This window comes from Echinicola sp. 20G, assembly GCF_015533855.1.
Taxonomy (GTDB): Bacteria; Bacteroidota; Bacteroidia; order Cytophagales; family Cyclobacteriaceae; genus Echinicola.
Genome location: NZ_AP024154.1, coordinates 3,021,038 through 3,042,943, shown reverse-complemented (window position 1 = coordinate 3,042,943; position 21,906 = coordinate 3,021,038). Strand labels below are relative to the sequence as shown.

The 21,906-nt window shown below is 41.0% G+C and carries 10 protein-coding genes; all 10 read right to left on the bottom strand.

What is annotated here, in order from left to right; all coding sequences use genetic code 11:
- Positions 1-5: 5 nt before the first annotated feature.
- A complete protein-coding gene (locus JL001_RS12625; protein ID WP_200976442.1) occupies positions 6-3,383 on the bottom strand; it encodes a TonB-dependent receptor in 3,378 nt (1,125 codons plus the stop codon).
- Between the two features lie 111 nt (positions 3,384-3,494).
- Entirely contained in the window at positions 3,495-4,493 is a 999-nt protein-coding gene (locus JL001_RS12620) for a FecR family protein (protein ID WP_200976440.1), read from the bottom strand.
- Positions 4,494-4,744: 251 nt separating this feature from the next.
- On the bottom strand, positions 4,745-5,422 hold the full coding sequence (locus JL001_RS12615) for a sigma-70 family RNA polymerase sigma factor (protein ID WP_236252798.1): 678 nt from the start codon (positions 5,420-5,422) through the stop codon (positions 4,745-4,747).
- 434 nt (positions 5,423-5,856) lie between these two features.
- On the bottom strand, positions 5,857-10,068 hold the full coding sequence (locus JL001_RS12610) for a hybrid sensor histidine kinase/response regulator transcription factor (RefSeq protein ID WP_200976435.1): 4,212 nt from the start codon (positions 10,066-10,068) through the stop codon (positions 5,857-5,859).
- Positions 10,069-10,330: 262 nt separating this feature from the next.
- Complete coding sequence (locus JL001_RS12605) at positions 10,331-11,557, bottom strand: alginate lyase family protein (RefSeq protein WP_236252797.1); 1,227 nt, start codon at positions 11,555-11,557, stop codon at positions 10,331-10,333.
- The gene (locus JL001_RS12600) at positions 11,554-14,046 is read right to left on the bottom strand and encodes a glycoside hydrolase family 2 TIM barrel-domain containing protein (protein ID WP_236252796.1); all 2,493 of its coding nucleotides are present in this window, start codon (positions 14,044-14,046) and stop codon (positions 11,554-11,556) included. The genes JL001_RS12605 and JL001_RS12600 overlap by 4 nt, the downstream gene beginning before the upstream one ends.
- 80 nt (positions 14,047-14,126) lie before the next feature.
- Positions 14,127-15,605 (bottom strand): RagB/SusD family nutrient uptake outer membrane protein, encoded by a 1,479-nt coding sequence (locus tag JL001_RS12595; protein ID WP_200976433.1) that lies wholly within the window; start codon positions 15,603-15,605, stop codon positions 14,127-14,129.
- 54 nt (positions 15,606-15,659) lie between these two features.
- The gene (locus tag JL001_RS12590) at positions 15,660-18,782 is read right to left on the bottom strand and encodes a TonB-dependent receptor (protein ID WP_200976431.1); all 3,123 of its coding nucleotides are present in this window, start codon (positions 18,780-18,782) and stop codon (positions 15,660-15,662) included.
- A gap of 233 nt (positions 18,783-19,015) precedes the next feature.
- Positions 19,016-20,995: an alpha/beta fold hydrolase gene (locus JL001_RS12585; RefSeq protein ID WP_200976429.1), complete on the bottom strand. Its 1,980-nt coding sequence runs from the start codon at positions 20,993-20,995 to the stop codon at positions 19,016-19,018.
- A 29-nt stretch (positions 20,996-21,024) separates the two neighbouring features.
- Positions 21,025-21,906: an AraC family transcriptional regulator gene (locus JL001_RS12580; RefSeq protein ID WP_200976427.1), complete on the bottom strand. Its 882-nt coding sequence runs from the start codon at positions 21,904-21,906 to the stop codon at positions 21,025-21,027.

Here is a 21,906-nt window from a genome sequence, read left to right as displayed (position 1 = left end):
GGGTGTTAAAATGTTACGTTCAGGCCAATGTTTACAATCCTCTGTTGTGGATAGTACCATCCTCCGATATCGCTAGGGGTCTCAGGATCGAAAGAAGGTCCAAATTGGTCAATTGAAAGGAGATTATTTCCATTGCAATAAACCCTTAATGATTGCATCTTCAATCTTTGAACAAGGCCTTCAGGGAAGTTATATCCAATTTCAACATTCTTTAATCTCATAAATGCTGAATTTCTTAACCAAAAATCAGAAGCATAGGTATTGACCCCAAATGTTCTCCCTGTTTCCCCATTAAAGGTCCTTGGATAATGGTTATCTCCTTCCTTTTGCCATCTCCCATCAAAAAATTCCTCTGCCATATTCAGCCCTCCTGGCATCAACAATGCCTTGGCCCTAGCTTGTCCCTGCAACAGTATATTAAGATCAAAATTGGCGTATGACGCTCCTAATGTTACACCATACATTATTTCCGGAGTCCTTGACCTTGACTGCCTTACCTGATCAAGGGCATTGATTTGACCATCTCCATTTACATCTATATATCTGATATCACCTGGACCAGAGTTCATTGGATGAGGTGTATCTGCTATTTCCCCTTCATTTTGATAAAGTCCATTCGATTGATAAATAAGATAGCTATCTATTGGAAAACCTGTTTTCCTTTGGTAATCGGGAATATCGGGTGCTTCATCCATGAAAACGACCTTATTCTTGGCATATGTGAAGTTACCTCCCAAATTATAAGAAAGGCCATTGCCTAATTTTTTATTAAAGAACGCTTCCAACTCAACTCCTTTATTCACTACTTCACCAAGATTCTCATCTGGTAAAGTAAGCCCTGAATATTCAGGAACAGATGCATTTCTTGGAATTAATATCCCTGTTCTCCCGGACCTGAAAAGGTCCACATTTACACCAAGCGCACCCTGAAAGAATCTTGACTCTATACCAATATTCGAAGAAGTAGCAACTTCCCAAGTGATGTTGGTATTGGGTGTAGGTCCGAGTTCAAAAGATGGAGTTTGGCCAGCATCAGGACCAAAGAAATAACCATTTCCGAACAGATAAGTTTGCAAATATTGGAACGATGACACAGCATCATTCCCCATCTGTCCCCATGACCCCTTAATTTTCAACTCGTTCACAACAGAGGAAGAGAAGAAATCCTCTTGTGAAATTCTCCATCCTACTGATACCCCAGGAAAAAATCCAAATCTATCACCCTTTGGAAAATTCTGGGATCCATCATACCTCATATTGTAATCAATAAATATTCGATTATCATAACCATATGAAATACGGCTTATAAAATTTGTCCTTCCATTTTGCTTGATGCTAGAATTGTTATCCTTATCTGCCACATTTTGCCCCCCTGCAAATAGTTGATCCAGGTTATTGCTAAGGAAATTTATTCTCGAAGCCGAAATCCCATCAAATTCTCCTTTATACTGCTCTATGGCAGCAAAAGCATCAATATTATGAAGTCCAAAATCCTTAGTATAACCTAATCTCAAATGAAACAACTGTTCAACACTATTATCCCTTCGTTCTAAAAGACTAGGAGGAGTTAATGAAACAATTTCATCATATTCACCTGTAGTAGGGTTATACATATATGCAGGAGGAGGCGTTTTTTCAAATGCCTTATACTTATTATCTGAAATATCATATGAATAGTATCCAATAGAATACAGACCTTCAGTAATAGCAGAGAGGTCCCAGTCAAAGGATGTTTTGGTCAACAGGTAATTTGTGTTGGTGTGCTGGTATCCCATTTCCGGGGAAGTAATTCTTTTTAGGCTCCTTGGGCCACCTCCAATATCCACTCCATCAAGACCATTTGGATATTCATAGACCAGCCACGGATAGGCCAAATATAATTCCCTGTACAACCCATTCGCATCATAGCTTGGAGCTGTTCCATTTCTATATTCATTTCGATAGGAAATATCAACACCTATTTTAAATTTCTCAGTAGCATTAATATCAAGATTGACCCTTGTCTGGGCCTGATTGTAATAAGTACCTCCTTCTTTATAATTTCCTTCTTGACGAAGGTACTGTCCTGATACAAAATACTTCACTTTGTCTGATCCTCCGCTTAAGCTGACATTATGGTTTTGCTGTAGGGTCCAATTTTTCATTACCGACGCCCACCAGTCTGTATTAGGGTGCGTCAATGGATCTGTGCCATTTTTAAATTTTTCAAGATCTTCATCACTCCAGCGCGGCATTTGCCCTACCAATTCATTATACTCATTGGAGGCTATCGCATATTTATAGGAATCCAATAAGTTCGGGACTCGGGTAGGTTGAGTGAACCCGAAATTAGTAGAAAAGGAAAGCCTTGGATCTCCTGAATCACCTCGTTTGGTAGTAATCACAATTACTCCATTTGCTGCCCTGGCTCCATAAATAGCCGCCGAAGCATCTTTCAAAATGGAAATGCTTTCTATATCTGAAGGATTTAGACGGGCAAATCCACCTGCACGATCTGGAATTCCATCAATAACGACCAAAGGGCTGGTATTGCCTAGTGTGGCTTTTCCCCTAATTAAAATATCCGCATTGTCGTTTCCTGGTTCTCCACTTCTTGTATTAACGATTAGGCCAGGAGCTTGGCCAGCCAAAGAATTAGTCAAATTAGCTGATGGGCTTTTTTCAAGCTTATCCGTACCAACAGAGGATACAGCCCCTGTTAAAGCCTCTCTCTTTTGTGTCCCATAGCCCACAACAACAACTTCTTCAAGTTGGCCTATGTCAGCTTTAAGTACGATGTCTAGTTTTGTCCGACCATTTAATTCCACTTCTTGAGCGACAAAACCGATTGAGGAAAAGACCAGTGATGATTGACTTTCTACAGTAATGCTGTAATTTCCATCAATATCTGTTACCGCCCCATTTGTGGTTCCTTTTTCCAAAACATTCACTCCCGGAATGGTAATTCCTTTTTCATCTACAACGGTTCCACTAACTATTATCTTTTCTTCCGTATCCCATGTGGCCTCTTTATTGGAAGCGGGGACGGTTTTCTCTTTAATTCCAATATTATAGTTGACTTGTTGAAATGACAAACCAGTTTGTTTTCCGATTTTCTTCAATAAATTTTCTATTGATATATTAGCTCCATGCACCGAAACTTTATAGTTGAGGTATTTCTCATTTTCATGGATGGTAAAGTGAAAGTCTGATTGTTTTTCTATTTCAGTTAGAACGTTTTGTAATTCCGTATCATTAAAAGAAACACTAACAAATACTTCGTCGATTTTTTGGGCTTCAATTTTATGAGCTAAGACTACATTTAGGATGATCATCTGAAACAAAAATCCGTAAAGGGTATATTTTGTCATTTTCAGAATTAGCTGTATAGGTTTTTTTTTCATAATTTTGGGTTGTTAAAGTACTGACCAGTATTTTAATAAGGTTCAATAAGCTTTATTTGAAAGCCCTTGAACAGTTTAGAATCAGCAGGGGTCCAGCCTGTTGATTCTTCTCTAAAATTTGATTTTTATTGTATTTTTTTCTATCTCATAAGTAAAGCTTTTTGAATAAGTAAGATCAATTAAAATGTTTTCCAGGGTTTGTCCTTTGTAAGTAGAGGTCAAATGCCAATCATTGGGGATTTTCCCGAAAGTATTTATCTCCACACCATACCACCTTTCCAAGGCGATTACCATATCTTTATAAGATGCATTCTTAAACACTAATTTTCCTTCCTTCCACCCAGTGGCAGATTCAACATCTATTGTCTTTTCAATCATTTCATTATTTCTGCCATCAATGATCAGCTCCTTTCCGGGCAGCAAATCACGACTGTCATCATTACTCAAAAGGTTGTTCACCTGTACCTTTCCTTCAATTAATGAAACTTTGATTTTTTCGTTCTCCTCATACGCATTGACATTGAATTCGGTCCCTAAAGCTATGGTCTCCACGCCCCTACTTTGTACAACAAATGGCCTACTACTATCTTTCGCCACTACGAAATAGGCCTCTCCATCAAGATAAATTCTTCTTTCCATGCCATTAAAGCCCTTTAAAAATTTCAGGCTAGATTCACTATTTAGATAGACCACGGAACCATCCGGTAGGTAAAGTTTAGTTTTCTGGCCTGGGGAATTATGTTTAGAGATCAATTCTGTTACTTGATTTAGGGGCTCAACAGTATCGCTTTTATTTGCGCTGTTCCAAAGCAACCATGACGCAACTATGAAAAACAGCCCAACTGCAGCTATTTCTACCAGCTTTCTTAACACGGATCCAGCATTGACACTTTGGTCTAAGGCTTTTGCCCATATATCATTAATTCTTTCCTCTACATTAACCAATTCCGGTTCTTGAGATTTTTCCTTCCATACCACTTTTAGGGTTTCAAAAACCCTAAGATTGTGTTCGCCCTCATCCAACCATCTTCTAAGAAGTTCTTCTTCTTCCTGATCAAGTTTATCAGAGAAATATTTCCTTAATACCTTATTTAATCTCTTTTCTTCCATGTTTCAAATATATAGACTCCCCATATGATCAAAAGGCGTAATGGAAATGAGATTTTTTTAAAAAAAATGTTGATGGGATTATTTATACTGGCCCAATAAGCCCTTATCCTTGCCCAATTTCTAAGGTATAGGTATAACTATCGGATAGATTACAAATCCAAAGGCCAAATCCAATGAAATGGCAATTAAAGCGACCATTGGAACATCCTTATGAACTTTGCCGGTATTATAAGTATATTCAAATTAAAAAATCAGTTTACTTCAGTAATATGGTTTCTGTGGCAAAGATTTTCAAAAATTTCAAATTCTGCCATCAACGTCAAAAAAGCGATACTAATAAAATTTGATTTAATATTGATTATTGGTGTCTTGTCGTCCTTATCGAAAAGATAATTACTGATGGCATTTCTAACATCTCGCAGAGCCAACTCCAGGTGTTTCTTAACCGTCTTGTCCGCTATTCCCAATAACTCGGAAACTTCTGATATTTTCATCGCATCATCTTTGATCATCTTATAAACCATTTTCCTTTTAAGCGGCAAACTTTCAACGACCCTGGTAATCTCTTCCCTTAATTCATATTCGATAAGTTTATGAATTGGCTGAACAAATTCCTCTGTCATCATTTCGGCGTAATCTATTGTCCTGAAAACTTCATTTCTTTTTTTGTTTCTTTTAAGGAAGCTTAGGGATTGGTTTTTTACCGAATGAAACAAATAACCTTCAAAATTCTCAATTTCCAATAATCTATCCTTGTTCTTGAGAAGCCTTATAAACACCTCGGAAACAACATCCTCAGCGTCTGCATAATCCTTTAAAAAGCAGAGGGAAAATGATATTAACTTAGCATGGTAAAGTTTAAAAAGTTGACCAAAAGCCTTTTTATCAGATTTTACAGAAATCCTATATAAAAGGTTTTTAAGTTCCATCTCATTAAAGGCCATTGGGGGGTTACTCTTCTTTTAAAGGGCTTTAAATTATTTTCATGTACTATTTTTATCACCCGATTTCAAATCAACAAAATTATCCCCCAAACACCAAGTATGGTTATGTTTTATTTATCCATAAAATATTTTGTTCTGCAAAAACACTCTTACCCAGTCCAATCCTTCCTATACCCGACCTTTATCAAAAGAAAAAGAACATTAAGAAATATAGATTACGAAAAGTATCATGGAAATCAACAAAGCCATTAAAACCCACTCCTTTACTCCACGAAATCGGAACTTACCCTTGCTCTCTTTTTTCATCAATCTATAAATTTGGTAATCCAAAAATGGCAAATGACTCGACTGCTGACTGGGCAACAATTGTTCTTGAAGGGGGAATTTTTGTTCAAAAACCCATTGCATATACTTTGGACTTATTTATTGATATACTTTACTTTGTTTTCTTCCATAAACTTTGATGGTGATTTACCAAATTGGTTCTTAAAGGACTTTCCAAAATACTTTGGATCGCTGAACCCCAGTGAATAGGCAACATCGCTTACGGTGCTTCCCTCTTCCAATAACATTTGGCTTGCCTTTTCCATCTTTACTTCATTGATCAATTCAATTACGCTCTTGTCCGTAAGTTGCTTGAGCTTTCTGTAAAGAACAGGTCTGCTCATCCCTATCTCCTTGCAAAGGACTTTAACACTAAATCCTTCATCGGACAAATTGTCTTGAATAATTTGGATGATTTTATCCAAAAATTCCTTTTCTGCGGACTGCTCCTTTTGCCTACTTATCTTTTTCAGAAAACCGGTAGAAAAACGCTTTCTGAAATTCTCACGGCTCTCAAGGATATTATGGATTTTCAGAAGGAGCATGTCCAGATGAAACGGTTTGGTGATATAATCCATACTTCCTGAAGCCAAGCCCTTCATCATATAATCCTCAGAAGTCCTAGCTGTGAGCAAGAGTACAGGTATATGGTCGGTACGGATGTCTTTTTTGATCAATTTTGTCATTTCTATGCCGTCCATTTCCGGCATCATCACATCACTTACTACCATATCTGGCAACTCTTTCTGGATATATTCCCAGCCCTTCCTGCCATTTTCTACTGCAGTTACTTGATATTTATGTTCCAGGCTCTGGACCATAAATTCCCTAAGCTCCACATTGTCTTCCACGACCACTATTTGGTATCGAAGTGGGTCATTTTCTGGAAGATCAATATTTTCTTTTTCGACCATGGTGACCTCATCCAGAGTGTCCAGTTCCATTGGCTCAAAAACTTTCATTTCCTGAGTAGAATTTTCATCACAGATAAGCTCTTTGGAAAGATGGTCTTTCCCTAGGGGTATTTTCACTTTAAAACAAGTAGAAGATCCACTTTCCACATTATTTAGTTCACTGCTAAAAGCATGGATAGAACCTTTATGCATTGTCACCAGACTTTTGGTAAGCGCCAACCCAATTCCAGAACTATTTTCTTTTCCTCTTGTACTGGTATATTGATCACTGACTTGATAAAAACCATCAAAGATTAATTCCAGGTCGGCAGAAGGAATCCCCTCTCCATTGTCCTCCACTTCAATAACTGCTGCTCCTTTCGGAAAATCACTTGTAAAGGCTTCTTGGTCTACCCTCAGCACTATCTTTCCTTCTTCAGGTGTATATTTAAAAGCATTACTGAGTAAGTTGGACACCACTTTATCCAGTTGTTCTGAATCAAAGTACACCAATAAGCTGTCCACTCTTTTGTCAAAATGCAGGGCAACATTTCTTTGGGCAGCATAAGGGATAAAAAAGGTAAGTCTTTCTTCAAGGAATTGAACCAAGTCCTTTTGGCTAACCTTCATTTGCATATTGCCGCTCTCCTGTTTTCTAAAGTCCATAAGCTGGTTCACAAGTCCTAAGAGCCTGTTCGCATTTCCCCTGATCGTCCGTAAAAGCGACAGTTGGAAACCAGTTGTCTTACCATCCTGAAGCAGCCTTTCCAGTGGCCCAATGATAAGTGTCAATGGCGTTCTGAATTCATGGGAAATATTGGTGAAAAAATTAAGCTTTAGTTCATGCAGTTCTTTTTGCTGCTCATTCTCCAAATGTTCTACATAAAGATCATGCTCCAGTTTGGCACGTGTCTGAACAAAACGCATGAGGTAATAAACTGCTACAAAAATCACTGTTCCATAAATCAAAAACGCCCACCAAGTCTTCCAAGGTGGTGGCAATACCCTGATCACGATCCTAGCAGGAACATCACTCCAAACCCCATCATTATTACTGCCTTTGGCCATAAAAGTATAAGTACCGGCATTAAGGTTAGTATATGTGGCAGTAGGATTTTTAACATAATTCCATTGGTTATCAAATCCTTCCAACATAAATGCATATTGATTTTTTTCTGGAATGACGTAATTCAGCACGGCAAAATCAATGGAAAAAATATTTTGGTCATGCCTTAGAACAATCTCCTTCAATAGGGAAACATTCTCAGCCATTACTCCGTCAGGATCGGGCTTTAAGGACTTATTGAACAATTTAAAGTCTGTCAACACCACAGGAGGTGGGTAACTGCTCTGTCTCAAACTATCAGGGTGAAATAGGGTAAAACCATTTGAACTCCCAAAAGCAAGCTGCCCATTGGTCAGTTTTTTAGCTCCTCCCATGACAAACTCCCTGCCACTCAACCCATCCTCAGGACCATAATTTTTGATTCCCAAAGTTTCAGGGTCAAACCTGCTCAGTCCATTATTGGTGCTAAGCCACAGGATGCCCTTTTCATCTTCCAAAATCCCAAATACATTATTTCCAGCCAATCCGTCCTCAACAGTAAAGTTTCTGAATGTCCTGGACGCTTCATCATAAAGATTCAGACCAGTATTAAATGTACCGATCCATATTCGGTGTCTGCTGTCTTCCAGCAAGCTCACCACTACATCTCCACTTAAGCTACCTTGGACATTGGGCTCAAAATGAAAAACCTGAAAAGGATCGCCTTCTCTCTCTCGCAGGTTAAGTCCATCTTCTGTCCCCACCCAAACCCTATCTTTTGTGTCTACAATCAGGGTCCTGACTTCCCTTGAGCTTAAATGGTATATCCCCTTTTTATTGGTATTGTAGTGGACGAACTTGCCCCAGTTCCCTTTTCCCATCATATTCACCCCTCCGCCAAAAGTTCCGAGCCAGAGGTTCCCTTGTTGATCTTCATCTATCGCATAGACATTATCACTGGAGAGTGATAAGCTGTCCTCTTCCTGGTTCATGAAATGCTCAAAGGAGCTTTTTCCATTCTTAAGTAGGTTTAGCCCTCCACTATACGTGCCCACCCAAAGATTCCCTGAGCGGTCTTGGTAAAGGGACTTGACATTGTTATGGCTAAGGCTTTTGGGATTATCATCCTGATGAATAAATTGGGAAAAAATCCCTGAATTCCTATCTAAAAAATTGAGCCCACCACCTTCTGTCCCTATCCATAGGTTCCCTTTATCTGTTTCTTCTATACTACTGACCACGTTGTGGCTGATACTATTGATGTATGGAGAATAAGTATGATTGTTAAACCAAGAAATATCCAGGTCGAACACATGTACTCCTCCATAATACGTCCCGATCCAGATTGATCCTTTGCTATCTTGAAAAATGCTTTTAACCGAATTGTGCCTGAGAGCATCTGAAGCTTCCTCACTTGCTACATACTTGGACCACTTTCCTTCTTGGGAATAATGATTTAATCCTCGAAATGTTCCCACCCAAAATCCTCCAAATTTATCCTTGAAAATGCTTCTGATATCATTACTTGCAATTCCATTTGAAAATTGTGCATCTGCCTTGATAAACCTCACCTCACCAGTCTGCAAATTCAGGATATTTATACCACCTTTTTTTGTCCCGACCCAGAGCAGCCCTTTTTCCACTTCATTGATACAGGTGATATTATGGTCGCTCAGTAGGCTATGACTACCATCCGTATCATAGGTTTCCATGATTTCAAATGTAGGCATCTTTGAATTTTCTTCTACCAATCTTCCTTCTATCAAGCCTTGACTGGTCCCAATCCAATAAAACCCCTTGCTATCTTGAAAAACTGCATTAACATTTCTTGGAGCAATATTTCGCGCGGGGTACTTGGAAGCATGAAAAGCTAAGCGTGCTATACATTCATCTTTTTTGATACAATAAAGCCCCATGCTAGTGCATACCCACAACCTACCCTCTCTATCTTCGAAAAATGAAATCACCAAACCTTCATTTAAGGCTCGCCCTCTTTCATCTCCAAGCAACACTTGCTGGAACCTGTCCATATTAGGATCATAGCGATTCAATCCACGATTTGTACCAACCCATAACCTTCCCTGGCTATCATTATAAAGTGAGGTAATAGAATTGGAAGAAAGTGAAAGGCTATCCCCAGGTTGGTTTCTATATACCGTAAATTCCCTAGCATCATATCTATTCAGCCCATCTCTGGTCCCAATCCATATAAATCCCCTGTCGTCTTGCGCAATGGCCATCGCCGATCCCTGTGAAAGGCCATTTGCCACATCTAAGTTTCTAAACCTTATTTGTCCTTCTTGAGCCATGCTCGCCCTGCCGGAGACAAGACAGATAAGAAACACAACAATTTTCAACTTCACTTTCATTGGTTGGTTATTTGGCAAATTAATTTTAAGAGGGCTCAACTTAATATCAAATCGAATTTTCTTAAAATCCAATTTAAATAAAGACAAGGATTAAATAGGTGAACAAGATGAGTATTTTAATCCCAATATTGTATTTAGCTCACTTTCAGTTGTTCCACTGAATCAACAACAAACTCAGTGTCCTGATGCTTGACATTAAATATGTATCTATTATTTTGCTCTGTTTTACCCCTCAAATTCTCGGTTTAGGTTCCTTAAGGCATTACTTTTCCAACCAAATAATAGGATTTCTGATGGGCAAATTCCTGAGCACTTCACCTTCTTTTGGATTATGGTCCAGTTTTGCCCAGATATCAAACCATTCCTTCTCTCCATAGGCCATTGCACCAAACACCAAAAAAGGTTGCGCCACGGGCCAATCGTTCCAATACATTACATCTGGTGAATAAGGCCAAACCTGCTTATCTTTTACGTAGGGAAACAGGTAGTGAATACCATCCCGGATCCCTTGCCCATTTTTTGTTCTAAACTGCCACAACTTATTTTCATCGTCGGAAAGCACCTGGGCAAGTGTTGCCATAGCATCCAGATTAAAAATAGAATACCCATAAGGTTTTGTTCGCTCTAGTTCCAGCGGGAAACTACCATCCTTGGCCATCTGGTTTGGGAGTAGGACTTCCTTAAATTGTTTTCGACAGGTATCCAACAGCTCTTTGTTTTGGGTTAGTTTTGCAAATGAAGCTACCTGCATAAAATAGCAGGTGCCATGGTTGTTTTTCCGTATACTTTCATCCTTTCCATATTGGTGGGTCGTGAGCCAAACCAAGTATTGATCAAACCATTGTTTGATTTTCTCAACCTTCATTGGATCGGCATTTGGGGCATTTCCAATAATGCTAAGTCCCTGAGCCACTTCCATCAAATGAATGGTATCTATGATCCCGATGCCGCGTCCAGTTACCCTTCCCTTAATGGCTTGGGCATATTCTAGTGAGGGGTTCATCCGGGTATCTTCCTCCAAAAACCACGCTTCCAAATGATCAAAAGCTTTGGAAACATAAGTGGTATCATTAGTGATACGATAGGCTGCTGCCAATGTCCCCACTATTCTACTGAAACGGATCATTGCCTCTCGGTGAGCTACAAAATTATCCGGATTGCTCATGCCATCCCTTTGTATATAAGGACCTTCTGGGTCTTCAGGATTTGGCCACCAATAGTCTCCTTCGGAGTAAAAATCATGAAGTCCTCCAGCACTCCTTGGCGAGTGGCTACTGGTAACGGTAATTGGAAGTTGTTTCATGGCCCAACTGGCTTCTTCCAAAGTATATTCCCTAATGATACTTACCACATCCCTATATTCAGGAAATTGACTGCTCTTCATAGCTTTTACAGGCAGACAATTTCCAGACTTCCCTAAAAACATATATGCCATTGCTGTAAAAATCAACCAGCCAATTGTGTAAGCGATTAATCTATTTCTTTTCATAGTTCCAATATAGCTGTTGGTAACCCTTCTGATAAAACACTGACTACATTTTTTCCTCCATTGGGTTGTATACTGATCTGAGCGCGTCCATTATAAAGCTGGACCTTTCTGGAACCGGAGCTTGTTCCCAGATCATCCAACAACCTCCCATCTCCTGCCAAGCCAAACCTTATATATTGGCTTGCATCCAAACACAAAACACCCTTTTCATCCACTACCTTCACTTCTACAGTTACCTTGTTACTTTCTTCAGAGATTTTATTCACTATTAATCTAGCAGGTGAAGACCACTTCTCAGTCTGATAGGTAAAGGTTATTTCATCAGTCACCGTTTCCTTCTTATTCCGGGCAATAACCTTGACATGGTTCTTTCCCTTTCCGGGAGCCACCATCCATCTCAGACCAGCAGCTGGGAAACTCTGACTATCCCGTTTTTTTACTCCCATACTTTTGCCATTGAAAAACAATTCCGCTTCACTGCAATTTGAATAGACCTTGATCATTTTCTTCTCTCCTTCATCGCCCCATCTTACAGGCCAGCTATGACCATATATATGTGCCATTGGTTGCTTGGTCCAGTAAGACTGGAATACGTAATAAGACTCTTTCTTTGTGAAGTCCCTTTCCACTACGCCTTTCTGGTTGACATAAGGAACGGGGTTTTCCGGTCTTACAGGAGTAGAAAAATCCTTGAATGGCCAGTAGGCTGTTCCTGTTAGCCAAGGCATTGTTTCTTGTTCCTTCAGGTGCCAATCGATTAGGTTACAAATATAGCTTTCACTCCAGTCTCCATCCTTAGAGACCCGCGCAGCTCCGCCATATAGGGTAGCATCACCATCCCTTTCATCTGCCCCATCACCAGTGGAAATACCAGCTAAAATCTTGTCGGGGTTTTCCGAGTGCCTGCGTGCATGACTATCTCCTCCCCATTCCACATGCAGAAAATGATCCACTTTTTCCATTTCCTTTTTGGATACTTCCTTGTATTCGGTATAAATTCCCCGGTACCATCCTGCCCAAATGGAAGGGGAATAAACATCTACAATATCTTTACAAAAATCACATCGGCGAATAGCGGTTTTCCGACTTGGATCAAGTTGATGGGAAAGCCCGTTGAGATCGTTCATAAACTCCCTTATCTTTCCCTTGTCAAATTCATTAAAATCACCGGGCCAATCATTTTCATTTCCCAACCCCCAAATGATCACCGCTGGATGATTGTAATGTTGTTCGATCATATTGGTCAGCATCCTACGAGCCTGCTGCTTATAGACTTCTCCACCAAGGCCACCTCGGCACCATGGAATCTCTTCCCATACCAAAATCCCCAGCTCATCACACAAGTCCAAAATGATACGGGACTGCTGATAGTGCCCCAAACGGATAAAGTTCACCCCCATGGCTTTCATCAACTCCATTTCTTCACGCATCAGGGTTTCGCTCATGGCATTGGCCACGCCGGCATGGTCCTCATGTCGATGCGTTCCACGGAGTAATAGCCGCTCACCGTTAAGCATAAAAGGCCCTTTTTCCACAAACCTGAAATGTCTGAATCCTAAGTTTTGGGTTATGACCTGTTCTTGACCTCCAATCTTTATCTTGACCTCCAATCTGTAAAGAATCGGTTCTTCTGGCGACCAGAGAAGGGGATTTCGTACCTCCAGTGATCCAAATGAAAGGTCTTTTACTGAACCGATTGGGGCATCATTCAAGCCCTTTTCAACTACTTCCTTTCCTTGTGGATCAAAGAGCCTTAGGGATAAATCTGCATTTTTGACTTCTTGGGGATTATGGATACGCACCTTCAGCGAAATTTTGCCTTTCTTTCCTTTTTCATCTACCGAAACATCAGCAAAAACCTTGTCTATGGAAGCGACGGGAACATACTTTAGATTCAAATAACGATAAAGTCCTCCGTAAACATTAAAATCAGATAAATCAGAAGGTATCATTTCCAAATCGCGGGAATTGTCACAGCGGATTGAAAGTGGTATTTTACCTTCAAACTGCTTTTCAAATGCTTCCGACTTTTTAAACTCCTTCACTGCATCGGTAATGTCCACCGTCCATTCATCATAGCCTCCCACATGTTCTCCAACTTTGGTGGTATAAATGTACACGGTTGTTTTCTGTCCTGCCCCTTCAAAATGTAACAAGGTTCTCCCATCCTCAAACGGGTTTTCTATCTCAATATCGGTACGGTACCAGCCAGGCCCTTGGTAATAATTCACATCTGGGTCTACTCCATCCCTTGCATTAAAACTATGCGGAAGCTGAACAGATTCCCATAAGGGAACAGACTGAGGGCTTCCTTTTGGAGAAGGCCTCACAGCCTCCCATATTCCTCCTAAGTCTCCTTTTAGAAACTCCCAATTCTCTGTCAGCCTTTTATTATCCTGCCCAAGTGTTGGAGTCAGGGAAAAGGCCATCCAAAACATCAAGCACCCCAAAAACACTTTTGGGGCTCCTATTTTATATTTATTAATCACTTAAACTATGCTCTTGTTCTAAACTCATTAAAAATGACAAGGCTGTACCTAAAACCAAGGTACAGCCTTGCTGCATTAACTCAATAACCTTCATTTTGGGCCAGTCCGGAAAGATCAGCTTCATTTTGAGGAATAGGGAGTAATTTCATATAAGGTTTATAATTGGTGGAACCATTGGGGTCATTGGCCATTACTTGGTCAAACAGCTCCCATCGAACGAGGTTAAACCTTCTCTTGCCCTCATGGGCCAGCTCAAAAGACCACTCATCCCTGATAGCTTCCCTCAACTCAGTCTGTCCCAATCCGGTCAGGTCTTCCAGTCCTGCTCGGGACCTTACTTTATTTACTGCATCCAATGCTTTTTGGGTAGGGCCATTCGCTTCATTTTCGGCCTCTGCCAAGATCAGGTAAATTTCAGAAAATCTAAAAACAGGAAAATTAAGTCCTGTACGACGGGAGTTGTCCGTAAATCCTCTTCCTTCTCCGTAGTCTTGCCATTTTTTCATACAAGGTCGAGCAGAAAGTTCATTTCCTCCCCCGAAATCCACAAATGGAGTAATGATGGTCTCACCGTTTATTTCTTCCACAAGTTCGGTTAGAAAGGTACCTGATTTACGCTCATCTTGTTCATTGAAGGTATTCATAAATGCTTCAGAGGTATTCCAAAAATACCAGCCTCCTTCTTTAATGCCTCCACCACTTGGACGGGACTGAACGGTCATCATAGTCCCTCCTGAACTTGGATCTGAATATTGTACAGACCAAATGTGTTCGCTACTGTTTTGGTTTCTGATCAGGAATACTTCAGAGAAATCCTCCAAAAGTGTATAATGTCCCATACTGATCACTTCATTGGCTTTATTTACAGCCAGTTGGAATTTATCAGTCTGTTTTAATGGCCACCCTGCCATGGTCAGGTAGACTTTTGCCAGCAATGCTTTGGCTGCTCCTTGGGTAGGCCTGCCATCATCAGATCCACTTTCCCATGCCACTGGTAAATGCTCCTCGGCATAAGAAAGGTCTGCCAATATCTGCTCATACACCTCTTGCTCGGATGCTTTGGAGGCATCCTTTGCCTGATCAAAGGTACTGACCGGATCTATCCTTAATGGCACCTGCCCCCATAACCTGGTCAGGTGAAAATATTGAAAAGCCCGGTAAAACCTTGCGGCCGCAATATATGGCTGCGCCCAAGAATCATCATCGGACATAGCAGAGGTCATCAAATTGGCCTCACCAATGATCTTGTATGCCTCTTCCCACACACTCCTGAAATACTGGTTACCGGTGGTATAGGTGAAGTGGTCCATATCATACCGATCACCGCTTGCATATTTTGCTTCTGATTGATCGCTTGGAATTTCTACGGAGAGGAAAAAAGCTCGATCATAGTAACCGTCCAAAGTGGACATCATACCTCCCAGCATCAAATTCCCATCTTCAGCGGAAGCAGGAAAGTTTTCTGGTGCCAAAAGGCTTTTAGGTTCTTCTGTCAAGAAAGTCTCACAACTGCCCAGAGCCAGAAGTAAGGATATATTTATTATTATGTTCTTTTTCATGCCTTGTCTTTTTTGTGGAATATCATTATTTCACATTGCTATTATGTACATCTATTAGAAAGTCACGTTGACCCCGAAAACGATTTGCCTGACAGATGGATAGCCACCATTGTCCACGCCTCTTTGTACATTTTGCTGGAAGCTATTGCCCCCATGTCTTGAATTGACCTCAGGGTCATAACCACTATAATTGGAGAAAGTAAACCAATTGATTGCATTGGCATATAGCCGAAGATGGGAAGCTCCGATTTTTCCTGCCAAGGCCCTAGGTACATTATAGCCAAGGGAAATATTTCTGATTTTCAGAAAGTCAGCGTCTTCTACAAAGCGGGAAGACATCTCATTCCAAGGACGGCCCAGTGCAGTCATGGTATTGGAGTTGTTTTCAGAGGTCCAATATTCCTGTACTTCCTTAAAACTATTATTGGCTGACCCAGGTGTCAGAAGATTTACTTTACCCAAATAGGCTACTTTGGCTCCCTTTACCCCTTGGAAAACCAAATTCAGATCAAAATTCTTATAGGCAAAATTGGCCGTAAATCCATAATACATTCTAGGCAGGGCATTGCCTATTCGGGTCCTGTCGTCATCATTGACGAGTCCATCTCCGTTGATATCCCTGTATTTGGGACTTCCCGGGGCCGCTCCGGCAAATGGGAGGTCATCAATTTCCTCCTGATTTTGATAGATCCCGTCAAAGATATACCCGTAAAAATTTCCCATGGGCTGATCAATCTCCAACACACCAGTATTGCTGAACCCAGAGCCCATTGCTCCTCCTGAAGTATTTAGATAAACGACTGAGTCCTGCCCAAGGGCAATGACTTTATTCCTGTTGAAAGAGGCATTTGCAGATAGGTCAACAGTAAAACCACCGGATTCAACAACAGTTGACCCCACTGACAGCTCAAGACCCTTGTTTTCCACTTCTCCGATATTCTGCAACTGACTGGAATACCCAGAATTAGGAGGAAGCTGAGCTTGGTACAAAAGGTCAAAGGTGTGTTTTTTATAGTAATCTACTGTAAAAGTCAGTCGTTCATCAAACAGGCCTAGATCCATACCTATATTGGTCTGCCGGGTGGTCTCCCAGCGAAGGTCTGCATTCGCTATTCTTCCCAGCCTTACGCCATTGGTCATTTGGTTATTGCCCAGGGTATACACAGAACCCGTGCTATAATTGGCCAAAGATTGGTAAGGTCCAATTGCTTGGTTACCGCTTTGACCATAGCTCAACCGAACTTTCAAATTACTGACCGCATTGATCCCCTTCATAAAGTTCTCATCAGAAGCTCTCCAGGCCAATGATGCAGAAGGGAAAAATGCCCATTTGTTGTTTTTTGCAAAAACGGAAGATCCATCGGCCCTTCCTGTCATGGTCATCAAGTATTTTCCTTTATAACTATAATTGACCCTTCCCAAAAACGAAGCCTGCTTGGTCTGGTTATTACTAGAACCTTTGTCCGTTACATTATCCGCCAACCCAATATCATTCAAATTGAGTGCTTCGGTGGCAAAACCTGTTGCCGTGATATTGTTCTGATTGGTCTCATCGACTTGGGAGGTAAAGCCTACAAGTATATTAAGGTCATGAACATTGTTGATGTTCTTACGGTAATTCAACGTGTTTTCTATCAAATAGCGGTTGCTGAATACGTTGTTAAAACTTGCCCTTCCTTCATTTAAAGCCGATTGAAGTTCCTTAGAAACATACCTTCGGTCCTCACGTGTTTGGCTCAGGTATCCCAAATTCACTTTGAAGGTCAAACCTTCCAACAGGTCATATTCCAAAAACCCACTCCCCTGTAGATAATTCCTGAATCTTTGGTCTATGGTCTTGTCTGCCGCTTTTACAGGATTCTCCATTTGGCTGGAGTTTTGGAAAGCCGGGTTATAGGAGCCATCTTCGGCATACACCGGAATAATTGGTGCAAATCGGGCTGCATTCAAGGTAATTGGACCACCTTGGGAGCCATAGCTTCCATTGATCCGTGCACCATCCTCTGTAGACTTGTAATAGGATAATCGCAGACCAAAACGAACCTTGTCCGATATATCATTGTCCAGGTTGAAACGAACAGAACCTTTTGAATAGTCTGAACCTTTAATGATTCCATTTTGATCAATATAGTCCACAAAAGCCCCAAACCTGGTTTTTTCACTTCCTCCGGTCACACGAGCATTGTATCGTTGGATGGGAGCATTTTGCATGACCTCTTCCTGCCAATCCGTACCAACGCCTACTGTATCCACATTGGTCACGTCCCATGAAGAAACATCCAGTTCTTCTGAATTAAGCCTTCGAAGTGCCCAATATTCCTCACCATTGAGCAGACTTAACTTTTTGGCAATTTCCTGAGTACCATATTCGGCAGTAAAAGCCACTTCCGTCTTTCCTGACTTTCCGGTTTTGGTAGTCACTAAGATCACACCATTTGCTCCTCTTGAGCCATAGATAGCGGTAGCAGAAGCATCTTTCAAAATTTCAATGGATTGCACATCATTTGTATTCAAACTTCTCAGGTCCCCACCAATGAATCCATCAATTACCACCAAAGGTTCGTTATTCGCATTGATAGAATTATCTCCTCTGATTTTTATGCTCAGGCCTGCTCCTGGTGAAGCATCCACTGCCGTGATCTGCACGCCGGCAGATTTTCCCATAAGTGCCTGCTCAATTCTCGGTGAAGACATTTTGCTGATTTCATCTCCGCTCACCGAGGCTACAGAACCGGTCAAGTCCTTTTTCTTTTGCGTTCCATACCCAATCACGACGACTTCTTCGAGGTTCTCAGCATCCATTGCCAATACCACATCGATTTTGGATCGGTTGTTTATCGGAATTTCTTGACTTTCAAAACCAATAAAAGAAAAAATCAAAACATCCGAAGAACTCCCTACTTTTATGTCATATTCTCCTTCAAGTCCCGTAACGACACCATTATTGGTGCCTTTAACCAGTATATTGACTCCTGGTAAAGGAAGACCATCATCTGCTGATGTCACCATTCCAGACACACTTATATCTTGTGCCCAAACAGACAAAGGCAGGAACATTGCGACCATAATAAGGGATAGGAATTTGCTCCACCTACTGATAACTTGTAGTTGTTTGCTATTGGGAATAGCCAAAGCATCTCCTCTTTTCCCTAGAAAAAACTGTACTTCTTTTTTCATAGATTACTGGGTTAGTTGTTAACTGAAATCATTGATCGGCAATAATCAATTACCCGAGAACAGGCGGAATAATTTTATTGCTACCATAGCAAGTTTACATCTAAGAAGACGCACAGAGGTGGAAAAATCGGTCGATCAGGAGGTAAAAAGCGTTCGGATTGTGGTTATGGCTTAATTATGAACATGAGTCAATCCGATGCCATACATTTTAACAAGATAAAGAATGGAAAAGCTCAATTATCGTCACCTGTGGCATTCCAATAAAAATACCTTATGCGTACAGCATTCCCTTTGCTATTGGAATTTTTTGTCCCAGCCAACTTAATTTGCAAGGTATGCCTTCCCTCATCCAAACCAACTCCCAAAGTATAATACCATGGCAAATGTAAAAAATGGCTCCAAGGCGTGAATAAATCTTGGTAATGCCAATCTCCTTTATCGATCCTGTATGCAATCGTGGCTGCATCCGGCCCTGCGGCTACTGCTATACCCACTGCGCTACCATGGAATACAAAGTTCAGCTTTTTCTTCGGAAGCTTTGAAATCAACATGGGAACATTCACATAATTTTCCCGTGTACCGACACCGTCAGAAGGTTCCCAATCCTGTACTTCCAGCCATCCTTTTGTTTTAGTCACTGAGGATATCGCCGTTGCCAATTTTCCATTATCATAAGAATTGTTGTCCAGTGGCTGTGGAAGTTCACGGGCTATGGCTTTGTCATCTGGATCAACCCTTCCACCAAAAGCCCTATCCAAAAAGTGAATTATCGAGTTGGCATACACTTGCTGTCCAAATGGAGAAGGGTGAAGATTCTGGAAGTCACCTTCCCATGTGAATTCACCATGGTCAATCCTGTCGGTTACTTCTTTGGCCAAATTAATAGTGGGTATTCCATAATGTTCGGCTACCCTTTCATGGTTTTCGATCACTTCAGGTACCTTTCCATTACGGTAGGTCTTCATTTTCTCGGGATCCACAAAGTGCATCATGACAATATCTACTGCAGGATTATCCCTTATGGTGTGCCGAACGATCCCTTCCATCCCTCTTACCTGCTCTATAGGTGACCTGCCATTGGTATGGTCATTAACTGCTGCTTCTTCAAACAACAGGTCAATCTTACCCTTGGATAGCACATCTCTTTCCAGCCTAAAAGCCCCGGGGGTTGTTCCCATAGATGGAATTCCCGCATCCACAAACTCAAATGTCGTTCTGGGAAATCGCTTCACCAAATAATTCTTGACACTGTCACGCCAACCCGGATTATAAGTGATGGAACCGCCCAAAAAGGCGACCCTACCCTTTTGGGTACGCTCAAAAACAAGCCTACTGTTTTGGAGTCCATTTCTCATATGGTGATAGGCATCAGAAAAAAGAGGAGCCGACCCATTCTTACGCTGATGAAAGGACAAAAATTCAGCGGCAACAGATGGTGTTTCGATGGGAAAATGATGTCCTTCCATTGTTGGTGTACCAGAGGTACAGGGTATTATTGTTACCGGCCCACCTGACCCAATATACTTCTCAGCAAGTGGCAATGCATTTTCTTTAGGGGGGACATGCTTGTCGTCCAAACCAATCATTATCATAATGGGCACTTTATGTTTGGCCAGTTTTTGGATTTGGTCAATTGGGTTTCCTTGGTATATCCTCGACTGTTCTTCATTTTCAAACCCATATTCGGCCATTAATTTCTTCCAATCCTGATCACTTCCCAAGCCGTCTCCCCATCCTGCCGGCCAACTCTTAAAATCACATACCGGCGCTTCCAAGTATATACTTGCAACCTTTTCAGGGTTTCTGATCGACCAGTTGAGTACAAACAGTCCTCCTCTGCTGACGCCTTCCAAAACTACTTTGTTCTGCCAGCCTAATGATGATGTCACCCAGCAATAAAAATTATCCCAAACCTCGATTGCCCTGTCGCTCCCATACATTCCATCAGTGTTGATATAAGCAATATTGAAGCCTTTTTCAAGTAAAATACTGTCCATCTTGGTATGCCATTCCGGAAAGCGTGCCCTCCAGACCCACGGTTTTCCAGGAAGAGGAGTTCGGGAATAAACCAATCTCATTTCTTTTCCATCAAACAAGCTGTCAGTTTTATCAAATCCCATCCATTTTCCTGAATGGTTTGGCACTAATGTTTGACCTAAAGCTATTTGGGCCATTACAAAAAGGAGCAACAAGATGAACGAAAATTTCATCATTTTCTTTGGTTGTAGGACATTTTCCATTGCTACTGTTTTCTATTTCTATAATCTTTAGGAGAGATACCCATTGACTTACTGAATAGTCTTGAAAAATAATAGGCATCATCTATCCCTACGTTTTGGGCTATCTGACTGATCCTATGATCGGTAAACCGAAGGTATTGGCATGCACGCTGTATTTTTAGGTGGTTAAAATAAACAATGGGAGTATACCCAGTGTTCTTTTTAAAAAGAAAAGCAAAATGTGACTTTGACAAATTAACATGGGAAGCTATTTCCTCCAGGGCTAAAGGGTTTTCGAGATTTTCTTTCATAAACTCAATTGAATCATTGATTTCCTTTTTTTCCTGAGAGAGCCACTTTCCGTTTACCCTTTCACCATATGCCAAAGAAACCAAAAAGGATTTCAGGTAGATATTGGCCATCAAAAGGTTTTCCGTTCTATATCCAGACTCCAATAAGGTATATACCTTATTGAACCAATGTATTCTTTCATCGGAAAAGGAGGCATGTTTGACCAACGCTCCATTTTCTCCATAAAGCAGGGAGCTTATTTCAGCGGCTTTGTCCCCATTAAAATGGACCCAAAAAATGGTCCATGGTGAATCCTTTGAGGCACCGTAACGATGAGGTATTTTAGAGGGAAGAATAACATATTCATTTGGGTGAACCTCCATTTGTTTTCCGCCTTCCGTTTCCATCCAGCCTCTTCCTTCCACACAATAGATCAGAATATATTGTTCTGTTCCACAATTCCGCTCCCTGTAATGATGTTGAGCTCTGGGGTAGTAACCTATATCTGAAATATAGAAATCTGCCAAAAGGCAATGCTTTTGGCAGGCTTCTAAAATAGAGGGAGGAAGTGTGATTACCTTTTGCCCTTGAAAACCTTCGTTTTTCTCTAGCAT

Bases quoted from the DNA above. Each gene is read 5' to 3' on its own strand.
- JL001_RS12625 (WP_200976442.1), bottom strand. From the start codon at position 3,383: ATGAAAAAAAAACCTATACAGCTAATTCTGAAAATGACAAAATATACC.
- JL001_RS12620 (WP_200976440.1), bottom strand. From the start codon at position 4,493: ATGGAAGAAAAGAGATTAAATAAGGTATTAAGGAAATATTTCTCTGAT.
- JL001_RS12615 (WP_236252798.1), bottom strand. From the start codon at position 5,422: ATGGAACTTAAAAACCTTTTATATAGGATTTCTGTAAAATCTGATAAA.
- JL001_RS12610 (WP_200976435.1), bottom strand. From the start codon at position 10,068: ATGAAAGTGAAGTTGAAAATTGTTGTGTTTCTTATCTGTCTTGTCTCC.
- JL001_RS12605 (WP_236252797.1), bottom strand. From the start codon at position 11,557: ATGAAAAGAAATAGATTAATCGCTTACACAATTGGCTGGTTGATTTTT.
- JL001_RS12595 (WP_200976433.1), bottom strand. From the start codon at position 15,605: ATGAAAAAGAACATAATAATAAATATATCCTTACTTCTGGCTCTGGGC.
- JL001_RS12590 (WP_200976431.1), bottom strand. From the start codon at position 18,782: ATGAAAAAAGAAGTACAGTTTTTTCTAGGGAAAAGAGGAGATGCTTTG.
- JL001_RS12585 (WP_200976429.1), bottom strand. From the start codon at position 20,995: ATGATGAAATTTTCGTTCATCTTGTTGCTCCTTTTTGTAATGGCCCAA.
- JL001_RS12580 (WP_200976427.1), bottom strand. From the start codon at position 21,906: ATGCTAGAGAAAAACGAAGGTTTTCAAGGGCAAAAGGTAATCACACTT.